Annotated in this window: 25 protein-coding genes; 11 read left to right on the top strand and 14 right to left on the bottom strand. The window is 44.7% G+C overall.

Annotated elements, in window-relative coordinates; translation table 11 throughout:
* Positions 1-50: 50 nt before the first annotated feature.
* Complete coding sequence (locus tag IAQ59_RS04305) at positions 51-839, bottom strand: polysaccharide biosynthesis/export family protein (RefSeq protein WP_342450681.1); 789 nt, start codon at positions 837-839, stop codon at positions 51-53.
* Between the two features lie 393 nt (positions 840-1,232).
* Here IAQ59_RS04305 and IAQ59_RS04310 point away from each other — a divergent pair, with 393 nt between their 5' ends.
* The gene (locus IAQ59_RS04310) at positions 1,233-1,448 is read left to right on the top strand and encodes a hypothetical protein (protein WP_209329563.1); all 216 of its coding nucleotides are present in this window, start codon (positions 1,233-1,235) and stop codon (positions 1,446-1,448) included.
* Between the two features lie 278 nt (positions 1,449-1,726).
* Here the strand turns inward: IAQ59_RS04310 and IAQ59_RS04315 are convergent, their stop codons facing one another.
* The 9 genes from IAQ59_RS04315 to truA form a co-directional block, all read right to left on the bottom strand.
* Positions 1,727-2,425 carry a sugar transferase gene (locus IAQ59_RS04315; protein ID WP_245189426.1) on the bottom strand — a complete coding sequence of 233 codons (699 nt, stop codon included), beginning with the start codon at positions 2,423-2,425 and terminating at the stop codon, positions 1,727-1,729.
* A 364-nt stretch (positions 2,426-2,789) separates the two neighbouring features.
* Entirely contained in the window at positions 2,790-3,482 is a 693-nt protein-coding gene (locus tag IAQ59_RS04320; RefSeq protein ID WP_209329564.1) for a sugar transferase, read from the bottom strand.
* A gap of 274 nt (positions 3,483-3,756) precedes the next feature.
* Positions 3,757-4,785, bottom strand: coding sequence for a uroporphyrinogen decarboxylase (gene hemE, locus IAQ59_RS04325; RefSeq protein WP_209329786.1), 1,029 nt, complete (start codon positions 4,783-4,785; stop codon positions 3,757-3,759).
* Between the two features lie 88 nt (positions 4,786-4,873).
* Entirely contained in the window at positions 4,874-5,452 is a 579-nt protein-coding gene (locus IAQ59_RS04330; RefSeq protein ID WP_209329565.1) for a hypothetical protein, read from the bottom strand.
* A gap of 150 nt (positions 5,453-5,602) precedes the next feature.
* Positions 5,603-6,139, bottom strand: coding sequence for a hypothetical protein (locus tag IAQ59_RS04335; RefSeq protein ID WP_245189427.1), 537 nt, complete (start codon positions 6,137-6,139; stop codon positions 5,603-5,605).
* A gap of 59 nt (positions 6,140-6,198) precedes the next feature.
* A complete protein-coding gene (locus IAQ59_RS04340) occupies positions 6,199-6,711 on the bottom strand; it encodes a GyrI-like domain-containing protein (protein WP_209329566.1) in 513 nt (170 codons plus the stop codon).
* Positions 6,712-6,714: 3 nt separating this feature from the next.
* Positions 6,715-7,302: a hypothetical protein gene (locus tag IAQ59_RS04345; RefSeq protein ID WP_209329567.1), complete on the bottom strand. Its 588-nt coding sequence runs from the start codon at positions 7,300-7,302 to the stop codon at positions 6,715-6,717.
* Between the two features lie 84 nt (positions 7,303-7,386).
* A complete protein-coding gene (locus tag IAQ59_RS04350) occupies positions 7,387-9,162 on the bottom strand; it encodes an ABC transporter ATP-binding protein (RefSeq protein WP_209329568.1) in 1,776 nt (591 codons plus the stop codon).
* Between the two features lie 11 nt (positions 9,163-9,173).
* Positions 9,174-9,920, bottom strand: coding sequence for a tRNA pseudouridine(38-40) synthase TruA (gene truA, locus IAQ59_RS04355; protein WP_209329569.1), 747 nt, complete (start codon positions 9,918-9,920; stop codon positions 9,174-9,176).
* Positions 9,921-10,032: 112 nt separating this feature from the next.
* Between truA and IAQ59_RS04360 the strand changes: the two genes are divergently transcribed.
* Both IAQ59_RS04360 and IAQ59_RS04365 read left to right on the top strand, forming a co-directional pair.
* The gene (locus tag IAQ59_RS04360) at positions 10,033-10,512 is read left to right on the top strand and encodes a DUF4293 domain-containing protein (RefSeq protein WP_209329570.1); all 480 of its coding nucleotides are present in this window, start codon (positions 10,033-10,035) and stop codon (positions 10,510-10,512) included.
* Positions 10,513-10,524: 12 nt separating this feature from the next.
* Positions 10,525-11,637, top strand: coding sequence for a trans-sulfuration enzyme family protein (locus IAQ59_RS04365; protein ID WP_209329571.1), 1,113 nt, complete (start codon positions 10,525-10,527; stop codon positions 11,635-11,637).
* A 4-nt stretch (positions 11,638-11,641) separates the two neighbouring features.
* Here IAQ59_RS04365 and IAQ59_RS04370 read toward each other — a convergent pair whose 3' ends face one another.
* From IAQ59_RS04370 to IAQ59_RS04385, 4 genes are all read right to left on the bottom strand, one after another.
* Positions 11,642-12,100, bottom strand: a complete 459-nt coding sequence (locus tag IAQ59_RS04370) for a bactofilin family protein (protein ID WP_209329572.1) — start codon at positions 12,098-12,100, stop codon at positions 11,642-11,644.
* 218 nt (positions 12,101-12,318) lie between these two features.
* The gene (locus IAQ59_RS04375) at positions 12,319-13,857 is read right to left on the bottom strand and encodes a YifB family Mg chelatase-like AAA ATPase (RefSeq protein ID WP_209329573.1); all 1,539 of its coding nucleotides are present in this window, start codon (positions 13,855-13,857) and stop codon (positions 12,319-12,321) included.
* A gap of 65 nt (positions 13,858-13,922) precedes the next feature.
* Positions 13,923-14,279, bottom strand: a complete 357-nt coding sequence (locus IAQ59_RS04380; RefSeq protein WP_209329574.1) for a hypothetical protein — start codon at positions 14,277-14,279, stop codon at positions 13,923-13,925.
* Between the two features lie 173 nt (positions 14,280-14,452).
* On the bottom strand, positions 14,453-16,096 hold the full coding sequence (locus tag IAQ59_RS04385; protein ID WP_245189428.1) for a hypothetical protein: 1,644 nt from the start codon (positions 16,094-16,096) through the stop codon (positions 14,453-14,455).
* A 330-nt stretch (positions 16,097-16,426) separates the two neighbouring features.
* Between IAQ59_RS04385 and IAQ59_RS04390 the strand changes: the two genes are divergently transcribed.
* The 8 genes from IAQ59_RS04390 to IAQ59_RS04425 all read left to right on the top strand — a co-directional run bounded on the left by IAQ59_RS04390 (position 16,427) and on the right by IAQ59_RS04425 (position 23,391).
* A complete protein-coding gene (locus tag IAQ59_RS04390; RefSeq protein WP_209329576.1) occupies positions 16,427-16,672 on the top strand; it encodes a type B 50S ribosomal protein L31 in 246 nt (81 codons plus the stop codon).
* A 72-nt stretch (positions 16,673-16,744) separates the two neighbouring features.
* Positions 16,745-17,944 (top strand): GlmU family protein, encoded by a 1,200-nt coding sequence (locus tag IAQ59_RS04395; protein WP_209329577.1) that lies wholly within the window; start codon positions 16,745-16,747, stop codon positions 17,942-17,944.
* Between the two features lie 20 nt (positions 17,945-17,964).
* The gene (locus IAQ59_RS04400; RefSeq protein ID WP_209329578.1) at positions 17,965-19,086 is read left to right on the top strand and encodes a DNA polymerase III subunit; all 1,122 of its coding nucleotides are present in this window, start codon (positions 17,965-17,967) and stop codon (positions 19,084-19,086) included.
* An 8-nt stretch (positions 19,087-19,094) separates the two neighbouring features.
* Positions 19,095-19,547, top strand: a complete 453-nt coding sequence (locus IAQ59_RS04405) for an ATP-dependent zinc protease family protein (RefSeq protein ID WP_209329579.1) — start codon at positions 19,095-19,097, stop codon at positions 19,545-19,547.
* Complete coding sequence (gene rimK, locus IAQ59_RS04410; RefSeq protein WP_209329580.1) at positions 19,544-20,452, top strand: 30S ribosomal protein S6--L-glutamate ligase; 909 nt, start codon at positions 19,544-19,546, stop codon at positions 20,450-20,452. Before IAQ59_RS04405 ends, rimK begins: the two co-directional genes overlap by 4 nt.
* A 106-nt stretch (positions 20,453-20,558) precedes the next feature.
* The gene (hemC, locus tag IAQ59_RS04415) at positions 20,559-21,494 is read left to right on the top strand and encodes a hydroxymethylbilane synthase (RefSeq protein WP_209329581.1); all 936 of its coding nucleotides are present in this window, start codon (positions 20,559-20,561) and stop codon (positions 21,492-21,494) included.
* A 126-nt stretch (positions 21,495-21,620) separates the two neighbouring features.
* Positions 21,621-22,475, top strand: a complete 855-nt coding sequence (locus IAQ59_RS04420) for a peptidylprolyl isomerase (protein ID WP_209329582.1) — start codon at positions 21,621-21,623, stop codon at positions 22,473-22,475.
* Positions 22,447-23,391 (top strand): SDR family oxidoreductase, encoded by a 945-nt coding sequence (locus tag IAQ59_RS04425; protein WP_425342598.1) that lies wholly within the window; start codon positions 22,447-22,449, stop codon positions 23,389-23,391. The genes IAQ59_RS04420 and IAQ59_RS04425 overlap by 29 nt, the downstream gene beginning before the upstream one ends.
* Positions 23,392-23,421: the final 30 nt, after the last annotated feature.

Consider the following 23,421-nt stretch of genomic DNA (forward strand, 5'->3'; position numbering starts at 1 on the left):
ATAGGCCATCGATTCAAGGTGATAGGGTTGCGTTAAGCCAAATTTATTCGTTAGTCATTTATATACCACCGTAAGTTAAAGAGCAGGGCTACACCTAGGGAGGAAAGGATAGCCAAGAGCGAAAGGGAACGCTGATTGGTTGTCGCCTGTATTGCCTTCATCTTATCGGGTTCTACATATACAATATCATTTTGCTGTAGTAGGTAATAAGGCGAGTTCAAAACTTCCTTGTTGTTTAAGTTGATACGGACTGCCTTTCTCTCACCACCTTCGTCCCGAATGATAAGCACGTTCTCCCGCTTGCCAAATTGGGTCATGTCGCCTGCCATACCCAATGCCTCCAAAAGCGTAATCCGGTCATTTTCCAACGTAAAAGTCCCGGGACGGGCAACTTCCCCGATAACAGTAACTTTAAAGTTGAGAAAAGACACATTTACAATGGGATCCTTAACGTGTTCAGTCACTAACCGGGTCACTTCATCCACTGCCTCTTCCTTGGTCTTTCCTACCAACTTTATTTTCCCAATAACCGGGAAATTTACATCCCCTTCCTTATCAACCAAATATCCTTGATTCAGTGCCACCAGGTTAGTAGCCTGACGTACATCGGTTTGGGTATTTAGGATACCCGCATTAAATAATAGATTTGATTCCGCATTTAAGCTACTTACGGTTATCCGAAGCAAATCCCCAGTTTGTATCTTGGGCTCAAAAGTTGAGCCAATTTTTGTCGTATAAGCAGAGTCAGAGGCAATATCACTAAAGTAAACCAAATTCCTTTTCGCGCAGGAAAAACTAAGTAGTGCCAAAAACAAAACCAATATCCTCATCGTTATCATAATATCACTGATTATTAATGCCTTCTTAGGAGCAACAAACATGCTAGTTGACCAATGTTGCTTTTTTATAAAATGTAAATTTAAGTAATTGCCGTCAAAATTCATGCATTTACTTATTATTCAAGGATTTATTTGCCAATTTAGGTTACAACTTGGTAAACGTCGATCAAGTATTTTGCTGGAAGCATTTGATAGCAAGCGTAAACTCGATTGACCTATAGTAAGTAAATAAAACTGAACAATATGAACCGTACGAGATAAATATTGAAAGTGCACGTTATATTGTACGAAAAGTAACCAATGCCTGTAAATATATCGAGGCCGTTTGGATTTTCTCGAAAACCACCTCCTCGTTCCATTTAAAGAAAGACGGAAAGCACTAAGAATTTTGTGATGATTGAATACATCAAAAAGGTCTTTACCGAGAACACTCAACCCTTTCAGGATATAGAAGGGATGCCGCTGATCAAATCCCACGTATTCAGCATTAAGATAAAGTTGCCTGCAACAAATTCTCCAACTGATACCTTTCTCTCCCATGCCAACAACGCAATGAACAATGATTACATCCAACTCATTTATACATACCTTACCAATGAGTTGAGATGATCTTTCGAAAACGAAATTCCAATCAGAGGCGCCAGACCAACTTTAACCAACGCCTTCGTTACCAAAAACCGGCCATCGAGGCCACATTCTTTACAATAACCCCTGAAAAGAACTTCTACTAATAAACAAACCTCCTCAAAACAAAACCCTAACCCCCACTAGAGAGACGATAAATTGGGTGATCACTTACCAGCCTACCTTTTCTGCCTTCGTCCAATCCTAGAATGATTTATCAGAGGAGGAAATACTTGGCGCTCCTTATCCAAGTCGACTATCTACTAGTATGCATTCTGGTTTTTGAATACCAATGCTGTGAAAGTATTCAGAATTATCTTCACATCAAAAAGTAAACACCAATTTTTTGCATAGAAAATATCAAACCGAAACCTTCTGTAGATATCGTGGAAGTCTCTGATCTCTCCACGGTAGCCTTTCACCTGCGCCAATCCAGTGATTCCTGGCTTAACCTGGTGTCTATTCATGAAGTTATCGATGTTTCTTGCAAACTCCAAATTCATAGGCATCGCATGAGGACGGGGACCAACGATCGCCATTTCGCCCTTAAGCACGTTAAACAACTGTGGCAATTCATCGATGCTACTTGCCCTTAAAAACCGTCCCACAAATGTAACCCTGGAATCCCCCTTGGTAGCCTGCTTTACATCCGCATCATTGTTCTGAACCATGGTACGAAACTTATAACAATAAAACGGCTTGTTATTTAACCCATGGCGCTGCTGCTTGAACAACACCGGCCCTTTCGAAGTCAACTTAATCAAAAGTGCTACCAAAGGATACAGCCACGATAAAATAAACAGGACTGCAAAAATCGAAACCCCTAAATCCAACACCCTTTTTGCGTAGAGCTTTTTGGTATCTGACAAACAATCGGATTGTTCCAACACCAACGAAACAGGCCGCTCCGATTCTCCAAATAGATGCCCAACTTCTCGCTTCACTACCACATTTTCCATCATCTCCGCCGTTTTAAACACTACACCAACATCTCAGTTTTAAAAAACATTATTGTATATTTGAAATACATTTTTACAAATGTAAAACCTTACATGGTTTGTTCCAAATATTTTTGAAATTATTTGAAAAACTTTTTTTGGTATACGTAATACATTTTTGATTGTTTAAACACAGGCAAGAGTAAGCGAACCAGAACCATGGTGAAATAATTCATCTGGCATTTGAGCATTAAAGAAACAAACTATCGCCTTTTTCAAAAATAAACGCATTATATCGTGTTAAAACCGGCATAAAATAAGCCTTCAGACAACCAAATGATCGGGGATTTAAAGAAAAAACAAAAGAAAACATTGAAAAGCAGTACGATCAATAGGCTTTGTCACGTCTAAAAAAAACCGTATACACCGTCCAATAAAGAACCTTTAAATCGAGCAAAAAGCACCATTTTTTGATGTAAAAATGATCCAACTTGATCCTGCCATAGATATCGAAAAAGGTTTCCACTTCGCCCCGATACCCCTTGCACTGAGCAAGTCCGGTAATCCCCGGCTTTACGACATGCCTAAACATGTAATTCGCTATTTCACTTCCAAAAAGCTCGTTCATCGGGACGGCGTGGGGTCTGGGACCAACTAAGGACATTTCCCCCTTGAGAACATTTAAGAGCTGCGGAAGTTCATCCAAACTACTTCTTCTTAGGAACCTTCCAAAACGCGTCACTCTTGGATCTCCCTTCGTTGCTTGGCGGGAATCCGCCTCAGAGTTCATCCGCATGGTTCTAAATTTATAACACTCAAAAATCACGTTCCCCTTTCCGTGCCTGCGCTGCTTAAACAACACGGGACCTCTGGAAGACAGCTTTATCCCCAAAGCTATCAAAGGGAACAGCCAAACCATCACAAAAACCAAAAGAAAGGCAGAAACAACAACATCAAGCCCCCGCTTAAGCGCAAGCTTAGAGGGGTCAGTAAAAAAAACATCACCGTCTGCGGTTACAAATCCGGAAATGTTAGCATAATAAAAATCAGAACTCTTAGATCGCTGTAAAAACTTCTCCATACTGCAAACCGCTTATATCCAAATTATCACGACACACTATTTTTTGTATTCGAAATACATTTATACAAATATATTCAGCTAAAACATAGAATGCAAATGTTTGCTCTGGTACAGAGCTTTAAATATTGCATGACCGTAAAAAGCAAAATTTGCGATTAACCAATCATTTTGTTTTATATCAAAAAGCCAACCAAAAGTGAATCAACATTCTACTTATTAAGGAAAAAAATTGGTTTTTCTTTAATTTACAAATTCCTCACAACCTGACAAAAAATCACACCCCATACTGCTTTACGAGCTCAATGAACAACTTGACCTTGCCTGGGTCAATATCCGGATAAAGTCCATGACCCAAATTGGCAATGTGCCTTGTACCTGAAAAAGCATCCATCATGCGGAAGGTCGCCTGCTTTATAGATTCTTCTGTGCCATACAATGCGGCTGGGTCTAAGTTACCTTGGAAGGCCTTTTTCTGACCGATCAGTTCGATAGACTCAGCAATTTCCATATTCCAGTCCAGACCAACTACATCGCAAGCTAACGCTCCCATCTCTCGACGTGCAAAGAAGGCCCCCTTCGCAAAAACCGTAACAGGCACCTCTGTAATCGCATGACAAATCGTCTCAATGTACTTCAATGAAAACTCCCGGTAGTGGTTGGGAGGTAGAATTCCGGCCCATGAATCAAAAACTTGAACCACATTGGCACCAGCTTCTATTTGAGCCTTGAGGTATTTCACGGTAGAGATGGTAATCATCTCCAATAGTGTATGGGCCAACACCGGGTCTTGGTACAACATCGCACGGGCCTTGGAAAATGTCTTGCTGCCGGAACCCTCTACCATGTAGGCAAAAATAGTCCACGGTGCCCCGGCAAACCCAATCAGCGGCACCCTCCCATTCAATCCCTTTTTGGTTATTTTAATTGCCTCCAAAACGTAGGACAAGCGATCCTTTATATCAGGTACATGGATCTTCTTGATATCTGACTCGCTACTAATCGTATGGGGAAACCAAGGCCCACGCTTTTCTACCATCTCATAGGGCAGGCCCATTGCCTCCGGAATAACCAGGATATCAGAAAAAATAATCGCAGCATCTACGCCTAAAATATCCACCGGCTGAATGGTAACTTCAGCCGCGAGCTCGGGGGTTTTGGCCAATTCGATAAACCCACTCACACTGTTTCTTACGGCACGGTATTCAGGTAGTATCCTACCTGCCTGCCTCATCAACCAAACCGGCGTACGCGCTACCTTTTCCCCTCTTATGACGCGCAACAATAAGTCATTTTTCAATTGCATGCCGCAAAGATACGCCATCGTGGCCAAAGAATAATAAAAAAACCCGGGATTGATAATCACCGGGTTTCAATGCCAAGCGCACTTGCACTTATCGCGGCTTTATAGGCACGATATCATGTTCTGTCTTACCCAAATACTTCATAACACTATCAAAATCGCTCACATCTATCCGTGCTGCTTCCTCTCCCTGAGCAAAAAAGCCCGGCATATATACCAGTCGAATTACCTGATTTTGCGTCCATTCCGGACCAATTGTAGACGGATCAATATTACTTTCAATAAAAATATTTACCGTCTCTGTACTGAACTCAAAGTTATAGGTAAGGATACCTTGCTCGAAAAAGGCAATCTGCGGCATCAGCCTCCATACCGGCCTTTCGTTGACCACACCCCACTGAATATATACTAAGAAATTATCATCCTCAAATGAAAAGCCCTCCACATCAAAAGAAATTACGACGTATTGTGCAGGATCTTGCTCCAGGTCAGCCAAATTTACCTGGCCTTCAAAAACCAAATCGACAAAACTTACGCCATCTTCCCCGTCCTGACCATCTTGGCCATCTTGCCCGTCGAAACCAGGAGGACCTTGAGGACCTTCCGGTCCCTCACATGCCGGAAACAACGCAACTCCCAGCACCAATGCAATCAATAGAAATTTTTTCATACGAATAAAACTGATAGTTAATAATGTGAAGGTAAGGTAGAAATATAGACGTATATTTTTTGAATTCCAACATTTTTGTGCCTAGTAGAACAAAAAACAGCCCAAAAGGTTTGGGCTGCCTGTCTTATGTTACCGCTAATACACTGAGGATCACAACACAATCCGCCTAATATCCGACTCCTGCACATCCAACATCCGCAGCATGGCATCCATATCATTGAAATCCATACGACCACTGATAAAATCCGCAGGAAGGATCAAAACCCGGAAAATCTGGTTCTGCACCCATTCGGGACCAAGCGTACGAAGGTCGAAATTCCCCTCCATATAAATGGAAAAATCCACTACCGTAAAATCATAGGAATAATTGAAAATACCATTTTCCCGGAATACCGTCCTTGGCAAGGGCGTCCATACATCCATTCCCTCTACCACTCCATCCAACCGATAGATCAATACCTTGTCCGACTCCAAAATCTCAAACCCGTATTCGCCAAAGACACTAAACTCCCCTTGTTGATTGAATGTTGCATCCACCTCAAATACCTCTCCCACGATGTTCACTCCGTCCAACCCGTCTATACCGGGAGGACCCGCAGGACCCATAGGACCTTCACAACTAAACAGCAATCCTGCGACCAGCGCAATCAATGACCACCTGTCAATACTATTCATTTTTGTCATCATAGAATCAAACATTAGATTGTATCCTTTAGCTAAACTAAAATCATACCAAAAACACCTAGCTAGTCACCAGTAACCAAAGGAGCCCATACAGTGACTTCGTCAGAGTCGTGGAGTACATCGATAAATACCCCCGACAAGGTGACTCCCCTCTGCGCAGCATAGGCTTCGATTTGGGACTTCACCTTCAAGGGACTGGGCATCACAAACCGATGCGAACGAATCTTGGCTATTATGGCCTGTTTACAGGGTATAGCCAAAAGCTCCAATGAATCCACCTGTTCAGGCAAAACCGTACCTACAAACACCCGAAGGGTATCCAGCTTACCGGCTGGCTCTACTTCGTAGATCGTGTGCAATACGCTGCCTGGATTCTCGGCGATTACATCCTCAATTTTCCGAAAACTCTCCCCGAGTGCTGCGTCCTGCGGTGTACCTCGATAATGAATCCCTGACAACTTAAACTCGCCGCAAGAGACCAACTCCATCTCCAATGGCGCAAACCCACCTAAAAGAAAATAGACCCCTACCAGAAATAACAGAACCAGTCCCCCGATGACTACGCTTCGCTTCATTCCTTAAAACAAATAACGGGCACCAATTCCCCCTTGAAGCTTCAGGTGACCAGGTCTGTCAATCAACTCAAAAAAAAGCCCTACCTCGGCAAACACACTGATCGGCAAATCCTCAAATAGGTATTCAGAGCCAAAATATCCTTCTGGACCCAAATCTATATTGGTTCGCGACTCGTTTAGAAATACCGTCTGTTCGGAAGGATTGGGCGTAAAATACACATAATTTACGTTCACACTTCTCAGCTGTGCGCCCGCGCCCAGATACGCCAGTAAAGTCCCCTCGGAGATGTCAAATTCGGAAGTGATATCTTCATGATACGCTACTCGGGCATTCAACGTGAATGCGTCGGATGCAGTATGGCCCTGGTAAACCGCAGAGGATAGTGGGCGATTGTTTTCAAATGACCGTCGGTAATAAGCGGCGCTGTTTGCACTACCTCTACCGATCATTCCTTCAACGGAGAAACGGTCATCTAAATCGGTTTTATAGGTAATCGATAGAGGTTCTCCAAGTCGTAACCCAAGCTGATGCTGCTGAGCATAGGAAAAAATGGGCGAAAACACCCACATTAGAAACAGTAGTTTTCTCATGTAGTAAAGAATCTAATAATTGTGGTTTAGCTTTTTGAGTATAACGGAAAATCCCGCACTTTGATCATCTATGAGGCCGAAAATTTATCCTGCAACCAGCGATTTCAACTGCATCTGGTGCAATTGGGTATAATAGCCACCTTTTCGAAGCAGCTCATCGTGTGTTCCTGATTCCTTAATTTCTCCCTGATGAAGAACGATAATCTTATCGGCGCGCTGAATGGTGGACAACCTATGCGCTATCACAATCGAAGTTCTTCCCTGCATCATTTTCTCTATTGCCTCCTGTATCAATTCCTCCGTCTCCGTGTCTACCGAAGAGGTAGCTTCATCCAGTACAATGATCTCCGGGTCGTACACCATTGCCCTTACAAAGGAAATCAACTGTCTTTGCCCTACCGAGAGGGTCGCTCCCCGTTCTTTAACATCGTAGTCCAATCCACCCGGAAGCCGCTCGATAAATCTTCTAGCCCCCACTAGATCTGCCGCTGCCAGTACCTGTTCCCTGGAAATTTGTGGATTCCCCAATGTAATGTTGTAATAAATCGTATCGGAGAACAAAAACACATCCTGTAGCACAACCCCAATGTGTTTTCTCAAGGTGTCCAACGAATACTCGCGGATATCCCTGCCATCAAGCAGCAAACTGCCTTGGTTTATTTCATAAAACCGGCTCATTAAATTGATCACAGAAGACTTTCCTGCCCCCGTGGCCCCCACGAGCGCAACGGTTTCTCCATGGTTTACATTGAAATTGATGTCTTTCAGTACCCACTCTTTTTCGTTGTAGGCAAACCAAACGTCACGGAAGGAAATATTGCCTTGAATACGATCTGGGGCAAAAGATCCTTCATCCGGAATTTGCTCGTTATTCTCCAAAAGCTTGAAAATACGGGAAGAGCTCACAACTCCCATTTGCAAGGTATTGAACCGGTCTGCGATCATGCGGATAGGTCTAAAAAACAACTGGAGGTACATGATAAATGAAATGAGTACCCCGACTTTCAATTCCAAATCAAATACGCCAGTCGCTCCGTACCATACCACTAACCCGATCCCAATAGCCTGAATGATCTCTGCCACCGGATAATAGACCGAATAATACAGCACCGACTTTAGGTGTGCCTTTCGATGTTCACGATTAATTTCCTTGAATTTTTCAAACTCCCTATCCTCCCGGTTAAATATCTGTATGATGTTCATCCCGGTTATGTGCTCTTGGAGAAAGGAATTCAAATTGGAGACAGCATTTCGAACCTCGTTAAAGGAAGCTTTGACCTTTTCCTTAAAAACGTATGTCGAAAAAATCAATAAGGGGAGCGTACTCAAACTGACGAGGGTCAGTTTCCAATCTACCCAAAACATGACCGCCAAAATCGCAACCAGTTGAAGTAAATCGCCTATAATCGAAGCTAAACCTTGGCTGAAGACATCTGCAAGCGTCTCAATATCTGAAATACTCCGTGTGACTAATCGACCGATGGGCGTGTTATCAAAAAACTTCAACCTCATTTTGAGTAGGTGGCGGTATAGCTTCGTCCGGATATCCCGTATAATTACCTGTCCAATCCACCCCGAAAGATAAGTATGACCAAACTGCACCACCGCATGTAGCACTAGCAAGCCAATCAGGAAGCCTATGATTCTCAGCAAACCCACACCGTCTCCCACGCTCACATAGTCATCGATGGCGATTTGGATCAATAAGGGCCGTGTAGGTGCCAACACCGCCAAGGCCAATGTCAAGACAACCAAAAAATAAAAATGTCGTTGATAGGGCTTTACAAATTGGTAAAGCTTTTTCAAGACATCCATGTCAAGAATTTCACCACTACTTACGTTTTCCTTCTCTAGACTCAAGACTCTGTGATTTAAATAAAAACATGGGTTGGGTAGACCACTTTTGAAAGGAACAACCCTTGCGGAGGAGCTGAAGCACCGGCTATGACCCTACGCTTTGCTTTTATAACGCCTTCGAAACCTTCTGCGTCGATCTGCCCTCTACCGACTTGTACCAAGGTTCCAACAATGGCCCGTACCATCCCCCTCAAAAACCGGTTTGCTGTTATATGAAATATCAAATGCTGATCCTTTTGTTCCCAGTAGGCTTCCTTTATTTTGCATCTAAAGTGCTTCGCCTCTGTCTTAACCCTACTGAATGACTCAAAATCTTCGTATGTACATAACAGAGAGGCCGCTCGGTTCATTCTGTCCACGTCAAGATCGTAAAAACACCTCCACACCAAACCAGCTTCAAAAGGATTCTTTCGAAGCCCAATAACGTACTCGTAGCTCCTCCATTGGGCGTCAAATCGGGCGTGCGCGTCTTCCACCACTTGATGCACTTGATAGACCCCAATGCCTAACGGCAAGACGGCATTTATTTTTTTTACAAATTCCTTCTTATCGGCAATTTCCAAACAATCAAAATGGGCAAATTGTTGCTTGGCATGCACACCGGCATCCGTCCGACCACTACCCATCACCTGAGTCGGAGCTCGTAGTATGGTTGACAAAGCTCTTTCGACCTCTTCCTGCACCGACGAGGCATTCTCCTGAATCTGCCATCCGTGGAAATTTGTGCCTTCGTAAGCCAATTCCAGAAAATACCTTTTCATCCAATCCTTATTGTTTCGCAAAGATACGCCAACCCTGAAATTTAAACGTGCTTTTGGAGCAAACCTTGCGAAAAATGATTTTCCGACCTTACTTTGTCTAAATTTATAAAAAATGATACAACGCATTCAATCCGTTTTTCTGCTTTTGGTAGCCATTACCATGTTTTCGTTACCGTTCCTTACAATTTGGGTTCAGGTAAACCCCTCCCAAACCGAGCAGTTGAAATTCAACCCCTGGGCCCTAGTCAAAACCTCGATCAACTCCGGTCAAATCATCGAGCATAATAATAACTACCTCATAGGTATCTTGGCTGTCGTAGCCGGCTTTATCGCTCTTTACAGTCTCCTACAGTTCAAAAACCGAACAAGACAGATGCTATTAAACATGATCAATTCCCTTGTGATGGGAGTAGCATTAGGCGCTTCGGTCTTTATCACCTATAAGGCAAACGAAACATTTAATCCAAACGCTACAGGGGCTTATATCATCGGATTTTATGCAATTATCTTTGCACTGATCATGAATATGCTAGCTAACCGATTTATCCGAAAAGATGAAATGCTTGTTAGGTCAGTTGACCGCATCAGATAACCCATAAACCCTATGAAGCCGGAAACCGCTGCAATCCACATCTCCAATCAGGTAACTGATCTGCACCAGCCCGTGATTCAACCCATCACGCTTTCAACTACCTATTTACACAGTGAGACTTCGTTGGTATATAGCAGGTTTGCAAACCCCAACCGTACTTCCTTGGAAAAGGTCATGGCAGCTTTAGAACATGGGAAAGAGGCCGCTGCATTTTCTTCGGGAAATACTGCCGGCATGGCTGTTTTTCAATGTCTCGATCAGGGATCCCATATCATCGCTCCGTTGGATATGTATCATGGACTGAAAAAACAACTTATCGAAGTATTTCAGGATAAGCTTTCGGTAACCTTTGTCGATATGACCCAGCCAGAACAAGTCAGGGCCGCTATCAAAGCGGAAACCCGTGTGATCTGGGTAGAAAGCCCCTCCAATCCGCTTATTCAGATTGCCAACATTCCCTTAATCGCTCAAATTGGACGGCATGCTCAAGTGAAGGTAATTTGCGACAACACGTTTGCCACGCCCATTCTACAAAATCCGCTAGATCTTGGCGCAGACCTGGTCATGCACAGTGCCACAAAGTACATTGGGGGCCACAGTGACGTGCTCGCTGGTATCCTTGTTACGAAAGAAACCGATGAATTTTGGCAACGGATAAAAACAGTCCAGTCCATTGGGGGAGCAATCCCATCTGCATTTGACTGCTATCTACTCTGCAGAAGCATCAAAACGCTCTCTTATCGGATGAAGGGACATTGTGCGAATGCACAAATAATAGCGGAATACTTGTCACAGCATCCTTTTGTAGAAAAAGTCATCTACCCAGGACTACCCACCGATCCGGGCCACAAACTAGCCGGAGAACTGATGCGCGGGTTTGGGGGAATGATTACCTTCTTGGTGAAAGGAGGTGCCAACGAAAGCGATGGATTTGTTCAATCCCTGCGTTACTTCAGCAATGCAACCAGCTTGGGAGGGGTAGAAAGTCTAATCGAACGAAGGGCACTTGTAGAAGGCCCTGAGTCTATCTCACCGGAAAACCTGATACGGATGTCCGTAGGTTTGGAACATGTAGAAGACTTGTTGGAGGATTTGAAATCTGGGTTGGAAAAATTGCACAGGTAAAGTCTTAGCGCTCTCCTGCTTGCTTTGCCATAGCGACTCTAGAGGCTGACGTAGTTAGCTTGATCATTTTTAACTCCTTGAGCACCGGTTCGGTTCGTTGATTGTGATCCACTTTTTTCACTATACCCTCAAAATCCGCCCCTCCCTCTATTTCGATAGAAGAAGAAATTATTTCTCCCCGAACCTTTGAGCTCCCCGTTAATCGAGCTAGCCCCTGCACATTTAGATTTCCCTGGACTTCTCCCATGACACAAATCTCCTGTGCCCACACATCGCCATGTATGCATCCGGATTGACTGACCACCAACTTCTTTTTGGTTACAATTATCCCCTTGATTTCCCCTTCTATACGGATATCACTTTTTGAATGAATTTCTCCGGTCATACTAAGACCTGAAGCAAAAACAGAGGTGGAACTGGCAAGGCCCAGCTCGTCTTGGATTCTTTTATCTTTAGACCACATCGTTGATATGAGTAAACTAACAATTAAGCCAAATCTACCCCTATTCTCGAACGGAATCTACAGGTCCATCTATCGATACAATAAAATGGACTACCAAATTTTTAGAAGCTAGAAAAGGCGGGAGGCTGTTAAATTGCTGGGTTAAATAAAAGTATATTTTCTTTGGATTCCAAATGAATACGTGCGAAAATCATCAAATAAATTCATCCGATGCCCCTTCAACCGGCCCATCCCTCCCTATCCAAACTTCGATACTGGATAGCCTCTGCCAAATGCTCCACCTTTATCTGATCACTTGACGCGAGATCGGCGATGGTTTTCGAAACTTTCAAAATCCGGTCATAAGCACGAGCAGAAAGCCCCAATCGTTCCATAGCTGTCTTTAGCAGAGCTTTTCCGGCATCATTTATTGCACAAATTTCCTTGACCATGTGTGAGGGCATCATGGCATTGCAATAGATATCCCGCTGCCCTTCAAATCGGCTGACCTGCCGCTCCCTCGCTCTAGTCACACGTTCCCTTATGGAGCTGCTTGACTCGGCTTTCCTGTTTGAGGTCATTTCATCAAACCGAACAGGCGTAACCTCCACGTGAAGATCTATGCGATCCAATAGGGGGCCACTGACCTTATTAAGGTATTTTTGAACCACACCAGGACCACAGACACACTCTTTCTCCGGATGGTTATAGTACCCACATGGACAAGGATTCATGCTCGCAATGAGCATGAAGTTTGCCGGAAAATCGACTGACACCTTTGCACGTGAAATCGTCACTTTGCGCTCCTCCAATGGCTGGCGCATTACCTCTAGGACTGTACGCTTAAATTCGGGAAGCTCATCCAAAAACAAGACCCCATTATGCGACAGGGAAATTTCTCCGGGCTGTGGATTCCCTCCCCCGCCTACCAGGGCAACATCACTGATGGTATGATGCGGCGAGCGGAATGGCCGCTGGGCAATCAAGGATGCCTCTACCCCCAATTTCCCGGCCACCGAATGAATTTTGGTGGTCTCCAAGGCTTCATGCAAGCTAAGGGGAGGCAGAATAGAAGGCAATCGCTTGGCCAACATGGTCTTGCCTGCACCGGGAGGCCCTATCATGATCACATTATGACCGCCTGCAGCAGCTATTTCCATTGCCCGCTTGATATTTTCCTGTCCCTGCACATCCGAAAAATCAAACTCGTAATCCGTTAGGGAATGATAAAAAATATCACGCGTATCGGTTACCGTCGGCTCGATATCTGCTTTCCCCTCTAAAAAATGAATGGCTTCCTCTAAGGTTTCCACTCCGATGATGTCAAGATTATTGACGATGGATGCCTCACCTGCATTTTCTTTCGGCAAAATAAACCCTCTAAAACCTCGCTTCCGACCTTCAATAGCTATTGGCAGTACTCCTTTAATCGGTCGAAGCTTGCCGTCCAATGAAAGCTCTCCCATGATGAGGTACTCCTCCAATGCAGGAAAAACCACCTGTTCCGAAGCCTGCAAAATCCCCATCGCAATCGGCAAATCATAGGAAGAACCTTCTTTTCTAATATCAGCAGGTGCAAGGTTCACGACTACTTTCTGTCTTGGCATGCGGTAACCAAAATACTTTAAGGCGGACTCCACACGCTGTTGGCTTTCCTTTACGGCACTATCCGGGAGGCCTACCATATAAAAGCTGGTCCCCTGCCCAACGTTTACCTCGATGGTAATCAGCTTGGCATCTACACCGGATACAGCACTCCCAAAAGTCTTTGCAACCATCTGAAAACTCGTTTAAATCCCTCAAAAACAAACTTAAGATAGGCAATTCTTCCAAAAAACAGTAATCACTTAAAATTTTCCCTCGGCTTAATCACAGAAGACTCCCTATCGGCAGCTTCTCCCCCTTCCAATTTCCTGTCAATTTTACCCAATTTAAGCTCTCTCTCGAGGTCAAAAACCATTGCTTTCAATTCCTTCTTTTCCATCTCAGCCTGACTTATCCTTTTTTCAAGGCGTCGCTTGACCATCGAAACCACCGCCCAAGATATCAGGTGCAACACTGTCCCCACCAAAAGCCAACCCACCACAGACCCCGACTGCAAAGGTATATCCCACATTTTGTCATAGGTCAAAAAATAGACAAGCGCTACTCCAAAAAACAGTGCGCTGATAAGCTGAAATAAACTGTTTACCTTTTCCATAATCGTAGTCAAAATTGGTTTGGAATAACTAAGTTACTAAACTGGCACCATAGCGAAAAGGTTTTTCTTCTTCCACCTTACATATTCGGCAAATATACCCCAGGAAACCACTCTAAAATCATTTGGGCATCTCCTAAGTGTCAACCCCTGCTATACTTCACCTCGTTGACCCGCTAGAAATTCGTGTCAAACCGAGCGAAATTAAGCCGCATAGACCCTTGAAAGAAACCGGTAAGTCCTGTGGATCCAGTATCTAGCTGTCGTTGGTTCCGGTAGGTATAACTCAAGTCAAAAAACAGGTTGTGCTTTAGCATGTAGCTTGCGACAAGGTTAGCTTGACTCACCCGGTTGGCCACTCCCTGACCAATCAGATTGCCAAAAAGTCCTGTACTGTTAATGGTTCTGTTTTTTAGTAAATCTCCCCCAAAGTTTGCGCTATCATCTGGATCCTCTCCAAAATACTGGTATAGAAATACACCTTGAAGGTTCAGTTTCGGAGCTGCTTGAAAGCGGACAATTCCGACACCTTCTCTAAAATTTGCCCCTAAGGGGTGCGTCAATGGGGTCCGGTAATTGGTAAACGACTGAAAATCGAACTTTTCCTGGTAGGTATAGGGTCTAGCCTGATTGTATTCTAGTTGGATATCAAGATGAGGAACACCAAATGCATCTATTGCCTTAAAGCCCGCTTGAAGACCATATTTGTTTCTACTGGACTTTCTGCCATCTATCCCAAAAAATTCCCCAAACACAAACTCATCCAATGCAAACTGCCCATACACCTGCATGCGCTTGGGAAGATTCCACTTGAGATCCATTCCCAGCATGACCTTATCCGGAGAGCCCAGCTGATGCTCCACCCATCTATAAAAAATTAATGGACTGAGGTAATTCCAATCGAATTGATTTGCCATAACCGACTCGAATACCCCGATGTTTAAGCGCTTCCCCAAATTCGCCGATAGGCGATGATGGCTAAACCACTTTTTGGGATAGCGGCCATCGGTAGGAAAACCCCGATCATATAATACATCGGCATTCAGCTGCGCCCAGAGGTTGGTCAAATTCAACTTCCATACTTTGGTGTTTACCTTTAGAAACATATACGGGTTGGAGAAATCGGAAAGAATCATCGAGCGGTATCCCTCCCCTACAAAATTACGATCCTGCCCAAATTGGATTGCAACATGTTCTGTAGCCTGAAAGGTGAGGTACCCCGTAGCCGAAAAAAAGTTATACCCAGTATCCCGGTATCTTTTCCAAAACCCCTCTCCCGGCACGGCACCATTTGATTGGGTATAATCCCGCACCCAGGAGGGAAACCTAAGGTCGGTCGTTGCCAGAAAAGTATAAAAACCGATCTTCCGGTCCACACTACCCCTTACCTCCACGCCCCTGGTATTCCTAAATCCAGAATCACCCACTCCCCGTTCATGTCCTGCCTGAAGATATAACACTGGATTCACGTGAAGATCGAAGGACTTATCTCGATAGTGATACAAATCAGAAGGTGTTCGATAAAACGGCCCCACGCCCTTTCCCTCCGATTCAGGGGCTCCATCAAACACAAATTCCCAACTGTCACGCAGAAGAAAATACAGGTTAAATCTGTCCCTGGCGCTGTTCAATGAGGAGTCCGCCGACAGCTGATTCAAATAGACCGCCAAATGATCTCTGCGATAGGGCTTCATTCCTGTCTGAAAAGGTTCCGTAAATATTCCTCGCTTAACTTCATAGCGTTCTATCAGGTGATAGTAATCCCTATTGAAATTAACATAGGCGCTCTGCCCATAGGCCTCGACGGCAAGAAGTGCCATAAGTGATAAAAATAAAAATCGCTCCTTCATATCTACTGCATGCTAAAACCAACAAAGACCGACTCGGAGCCCCAAGATCAGCTTGCTATAGCGAATGTAAACTTTATCTCTGAGATCCAACCAACAACTAAAAGAATTTATCCAAAAAGGCTTGGAAACGAGCTATGAAAGCGATAAATTTGTGCCTCAATTTAAGAAGAGCGAAAAATTGGTTTACCAAACTGCCTCAAATAGCCCACTACAGGCTGGTTGTGAACAGGCTGAAGTAATCCTATAAATCTACTTCCTCAGATTGAAAGGCAATCGTTTGTGACAAAAAACAATAGAAATATGAAAAAAGACATTCACCCTAATTACCGAGAGGTGGTTTTTCTAGACACTTCAAGCGAGTATAAATTCCTCACCAAATCCACCATTGATACCAAAGAAACAATAGAGTGGGAAGATGGAAAAGAGTATCCTTTGGTGAAAATTGAAGTTAGCTCAGCATCTCATCCATTTTATACCGGCAAGAAAATGTTGCTGGATACTGCTGGAAGGGTAGAGAAATTCAACAAACGATACAAAAAGAATTAATTTCCTTTCCCTTTAGGAAAGACTTTGGGTCTGTTGGAAGCTTATTCCAACAGACTTTTTTATTTTTGGGATATGGACTATTTTATTCTTTTTGAAGACCCAAAAATACGCGAAAATCTACTCCCTATCACCTTCACCCGCCCGATAGCAGAAATACGGATAGGCATTTTGAAAATTTGCGAAAAATGGGAACGGCACCTAGGGGTTAAATCTGGGATTCTCGCCGCCCCCCATCTTAACGCAAAGTTCCCTTTCGAAAATAAGCCGGCCTGGATGATTAACGGATCCATCCTCCCTGATGCCAACTTGATAGACCGCATACGTTCCTTAAAGACTACCGAATCCTTATGGCTGGGTGATGTATTAATAGCCATGTATTGCGAGAACCCAGTCAAATTTCATGAAACCGTCCACCATGCGAAACAAAAATCCTCCTATGACGCCCCTATAGGCATGTTGAAGCATCTTTGGAATATTTTTCAGCTGAATGGCGATCAAATCCGGTCTGATTTCGAACTCTTGACAAAACGAAGAATATCCGCAGGATGCGCAGATCCGTACACCCATATTTACCGGGAAGCAGAGGTATTTATAGAACCTGGAGCATCCATTAGAGCTTCAATAATCAATGCGGAAAACGGACCGGTGTACATTGGGAAAAATGTACAGATCATGGAAGGCGGGCTGATTAGAGGACCATTTGCCATTTGCGAGGATGCCGTACTAAGCATGGGGGCAAAGATGCGGGGCGATACCACCATAGGACCCAAGTGCAAGGTAGGTGGCGAAGTTTCCAACTCGGTATTTCAAGGGTACAGTAACAAGTCCCACGATGGCTATCTTGGCAACTCGGTGATAGGGGAATGGTGTAATCTGGGAGCCAATACCAACACATCCAACTTAAAAAATAACCACAGCAATATCCGGGTATGGAGCTATCCGAAAGAAGATTTCATGGATTCCGGGCTTCAGTTTTGCGGTTCCTTCATTGGTGACCACAGTAAGATGGGAATCAGCAGCATGCTTAATTCCGGTACCGTGATAGGTGTCGGCGCAAACGTTTTTGGAGAAGGTTTTCCAAAAAAAATGGTTCCTTCTTTTGCTTGGGGTGGCCCTACCGGTTTTAGCACCTTCAAACTCAAGAAATTTGAGGAAACGGCCGCAAAAGCGATGGCGCTAAAAGGCATGACCTTTTCCGAAACCGAAAGGGCGGTCTTGCAGGCGGTTTTCGAAATGACTCGTCCTTATAGGATTTGGGATAAGGATTTTTAGCTATTTTTGCAGCGATAACTATGCTATTTTCATCAATTCCCGGACTATCCGAAACCAAATCAAAGCTCATTCAGGCTATGAGGCAAGACCACCTCGCCCACGCCCTGCTATTTCATGGACCCGAGGGTAGTGCCGCGCTTCCGTTGGCATTGGCCTTAGCCACCTATGTCAATTGCGAGAGGCCAGGCGATGCGGATTCTTGCGGACAATGCCCCGCCTGCCAAAAAGCGGCCAAATTGGTTCATCCGGACGTAAATTTCGTTTTTCCACTAGGCGGTAGTTCCAAAAACGACGACGTGGCCGACACCAAGGTCGACCACCTGAAAGCTTGGCGCACTTTTGTGTTTGATAACCCGTACAGTAACCTTCACGACTGGGCGGTTGCCGCCGGATTTGAAAAAGGATTGAACATCTCAAAGGGAGTCGCAAAGCAAATAATCCAAACCCTCTCATTGAAATCCTTTGAAGGGGGTTATAAAACCATGGTGATTTGGTGTCCCGAGTTGATGCATCCTGCTTCTGCGAATGCCCTGTTAAAGATCCTGGAAGAACCTCCGGAAAAGACACTGTTCCTGATGGTATCCCACCATCCGGATCACCTGCTCACCACGATACTGTCCCGAACACAAAAAATATTGGTCAGGGCATTTACCGATGAGGAAATCATCCCTGAGCTCCTTCGCAGGGAGCTTTGCGCTGAGACAACCGCTCACCAAATCGCCACCTTAGCAGACGGTTCCCTTAGAGAAGCCTTCTTGCTGGCAGAAGATGCGAAAGATGAACATACCTCAACCGTAAGAGACTGGTTAAGGGTTTGTTACAGTAAAGACATAAACGCGATTTGTTCAATCGTTGAAAATCTTGCCGCTCTTTCCAAGGAAAACCAAAAAACATTGCTCTTGACCGCTATCAATGTGCTTAGAGAGTGCCTGTTGGATAAAAGTCAGCTAACCCGAATGATGCGGACGCCGGAATCTGAGCGCGAGTTTATCCAAAAGCTGGCAACCAACGTTTTGACCAGCGAAAAGATCAATCAGATTTACGAAAAAATGGGAGATGCCCATTATCATATAGAGCGCAACGCCAATTCAAAGGTTCTATTTATGGAACTGACATTTGCTGTTGCTAGAATTCTGAGGTAAACCAGCCGATGAAAAAAACAGTAGGTAGAAGGGAAAAAATAAGCCTTCCGGAATGGGGTATTTCCGGCATTAGTGGAAAAGTCGACACAGGTGCTTACACCAGTTCGATCCATTCTACATTTGCAGAAATGGTGGATATAGCCGGAGGAAGTAAACTGAGATTTACGGTTTTGGATCCAAAAAACCCGAGGTATACGGGAAAAGTCATTGAAACCGACACCTTTTCTGTCAAGAGCGTAAAGAACTCTTTCGGGCAGGCAGAGGTTCGCTATCAGGTTTTTACCACGGTAGAGTTATTTGGCGAGAGGTTTGAAGCTTCCTTTACCCTTTCTGATCGCAGCAAAATGAGAAATCAAGTATTGTTGGGGCGCAAACTTCTAAAAGGACGGTTTGTAGTGGATGTAGAACTGACTAACCAATCACTTAAGGCGCTCAAAACCAGCAAGAATAAAAAACAATGAAAATAGCGGTATTATCCAGAAACTCCCACCTATACTCCACTAGAAGGATCATGCAGGCTATACAGGAGGCCGGCCATGAGGGGAAAGTAATAGACCACTCTCTCTGCGACCTGGTCATCGAACAGGAGGGCCCCTCCATCATCTACAAAGGGGAAAAACTCGAAGGGATAGACGCTATTATCCCTAGGATCGGTGCTTCAGTCACGTTTTATGGCACGGCAGTTGTCCGTCAGTTTGAGCTGATCGGTACCTTTTCAGCCGTGGAATCACAGGCGATTGTCCGAAGCCGCGACAAACTCCGAAGCCTACAGATACTTTCAAGAGAAGGACTGGGGATGCCAAAAACCGCCTTTACCAACTTCTCAAAGGGCGGTGAAAAACAGCTGGTAGAGCGAGTGGGTGGAGCGCCATTGGTCATCAAGCTTCTGGAGGGAACCCAAGGGTTAGGCGTGGTACTCGCCGAGACCAAAAAAGCCGGCCAATCAGTCATTGAGGCATTTCACGGACTCAAAGCGCGGATCATTGTGCAGGAGTTTATCAAAGAAGCCAAAGGGGCGGACATTCGGGCGTTTATAATCAACAATAAAGTTGTAGGCGCCATGAAGCGACAGGGCGCTGAAGGCGAGTTTCGCTCCAACCTACATCGAGGAGGTAAAGCGACTGTGATCAAGTTGAGCAAAGAGGAAAAAACAGCCGCATTGAATGCCGCAAAAGCACTTGGACTTTCTATTGCCGGAGTAGATATGCTGCAGTCTTCACGCGGCCCATTAATTCTGGAAGTCAACAGTTCCCCTGGACTAGAAGGTATTGAAAAAGCCACAGGAATCAATATTGCAGGAAAAATCATTGAATTTGTGGAAGAATCGGTGGTCAGAAATGCCCAAAAGAAGAAGAAATACCATTAATTGAAATATCCATGACGGATCTGCCAACATACAGCGGGATGACTACCCTGCGATCGGTCGGCAGGCGTAAATCCGTTGTGCCCCATGGAAAAACACTCGTAGATAAATGAAACCCATTAGAATAGGAACCAGAGGCAGCAAGTTGGCCTTATACCAAGCTCATTACGTGGCAGACTTATTGGCTAAGCAGGGACTTGGAACAGATATTGTAATCATTGACACCAAAGGCGATCAAATACTGGATGTAGCCATTTCGAAAATTGGAAGTAAAGGGGTATTTACAGAAGAGCTGGAAATTCAGTTAGCAAAGGGGGTCATAGATATCGCTGTACACAGTGCAAAAGACATGCAGTCTACCCTTCCTGACGGGTTTGAATTAATCGCATTTACTGTGCGGGAACGTACCAACGACGTGATCATTAGCCACCGACCGGATATTCATCTGAGCAACCCCGCAATCCATACCGTACTGGGAACTTCTTCTACCCGAAGGGTGGCCACGCTGAAGCATTTCTACCCCCACGTCCAAACGACCGAGATTCGCGGAAACTTACAAACCCGCATTGCAAAGATGGAAGCGGGGGCCTGCGACGCACTGCTACTCGCTTATGCGGGCGTACACCGAATGGGTTATGATCACCTTATCAGGCACGTGCTACCGCTTGAGGAGTTCACTCCGGCGGTGGGGCAGGGTACCATTGCCATCGAGGCATTTGAAGGCTTGGATGGTCAGCTACGCAAACAAATCATTCAGGCGGTGCATGACCCAACTACGGGATATTGCCTACGCGCCGAACGAAGCTACTTAAAAGAACTGGATGGTGGGTGCAGTATACCAATTTTCGCACTCGGAACTTATGCTGAAGGGGAGGTGACGCTAAAGGGAGGCATCGTAAGCTTGGACGGAAGTAAGCGAGTAGAAAAACAGGTATGCGGCCCCATTGATGAAGCCGAAGCGTTGGGAAGAACCCTTGCGGGACAAGTACTCGCTGCCGGGGGGAAAGAAATATTGTCTAAAATCAGAATACAATTAGCTAAATAAAACCGAGCCTGCCTACCGGAAACACAGGCTTGGCATTGAAATCACACACTGAGATGACCATTCATAAAATGACCGGAGACCTGCCCATAGGCAAGTATCTGAACATCAAAAATCAATTATAAACAGATGAAACCTAATCACCTGAAAAAAAGTGTTTTTCTACTTCTCTTTGGAATTACTGGACTTGCCTGCTCTACTGAAAGGGATCACCTAGTGACGATAGAAACCCGACACGGCAATATGTATGCGATATTGTATGACCAAACCCCCGCACACAAAGCCAATTTCCTAAAACTGGCGGAAGAGGGGCGTTTTGACTCTACTGAATTCCATCGCGTCATAAATGAGTTCATGATTCAAGGGGGCGATGTTTTCGGTTTGGAAAACCTTCCGGAAGAGGAATGGTACACGCTTCCGGCAGAGATACACCCGAACCTGATCCATGAAAAAGGCAGCCTAGCTGCGGCGCGGCAGGGTGACAATATAAATCCGGAGAGAAGGTCCTCCGGATGTCAGTTTTATATCGTTCAAGGAAAAGTGTACGATGAACTGACACTAAACACAGATATGAAGAAATTACAGGAGGCTTTTATGCGATTCCTTCAACTGGAAAGTAATAAACCGCTGCGGGAAAAATATGTCAGCCATTACCAAAATGGCGAATTTGACAGCTTAAATGCGCTAATGCTCTCCAAGAAAGTAGAGCTGGAACAATTCTTAAACGTTAACTTGGATAATGAAAAACGGCCCAACCAACTACAAGCGTACACCAGCGTAGGTGGAACGCCGCATTTAGATGATGGCTACACGGTGTTTGGAAAAGTCATAAAAGGACTTGATGTATTGGATAAAATTGCCTCCGAACCAACCGACCGAATGGACAAGCCGGCAAATCCGGTGGTAATGAAAGTGAAGGTCAGCGAAATTAACCGAAGAAAAATAACCGAAGAATATGGCTATGAATACCCCGACGCAAAGTAGGCGTACCATCCTGATAACAGGTGCGAATGGCCTGCTGGGACAAAAATTAGTGGAGCAGGCATCCTCAAATCCGCTCTACCATGTGATCGCATCGGGTAAAGGCGAGTGCAGACTTCCTTTTGAAAACCCTGAATTTGAATACGTTAAGATGGATGTCAGCCGCAAAGAAGACATCAATGAAGTATTTCAGCAATATCAACCGCAAGTTGTCATACACGCGGCCTCTATGACCGATGTAGACAGGTGTGAAATAGCCAGAGATACTTGCTTTTCCCAAAATGTGGATGCTACCAATTGGATCGCACAAGCGTGCTGCGAACATAAAAGCCACCTAATTTACCTTTCTACTGATTTTATCTTTGACGGAAAAGAAGGTCCCTATGATGAAGACGCAAAACCAAACCCACTGAACTACTACGGTTGGACCAAATTAGAAACCGAGCGGATCGTACAGGCTACAGCTTGCCGTTGGTCCATCGTCAGAACCAATCTGGTATACGGCATTGCACACGATCTAAGCCGATCCAACATCGTCCTTTGGGTAAAGCATGGACTGGAAAACGGAAAGAACCTGAGCCTGGTAGATGATCAACTCAGAACACCTACGCTTGCGGAAGATCTGGCCTACGGATGCCTTTTAATAGCCGATAAGCAGGCAACCGGAATATTTAATATTTCGGGTAAAGACCTGCTTACGCCATATGAAATGGCCATATTAACCGCTAAGCATTTTGGCCTAGATGAGAGCCACATTATCCGCACGGACTCATCGCACTTTTCTCAGGTAGCCAAAAGACCGCTGCGAACAGGACTTCTTATAGACAAGGCACGGCAGGTACTTAACTACGAGCCTAAAAGTTTTGTGGAGGGAATTGCTATTGTGACAAAACAATTTAACTTAGCCCGGGCAAAATAATCGACGGCTCCTAAAAAAACGACAAACCAC

Source organism: Lunatimonas salinarum, assembly GCF_017811155.1.
Lineage (GTDB): Bacteria > Bacteroidota > Bacteroidia > Cytophagales > Cyclobacteriaceae > Lunatimonas > Lunatimonas salinarum.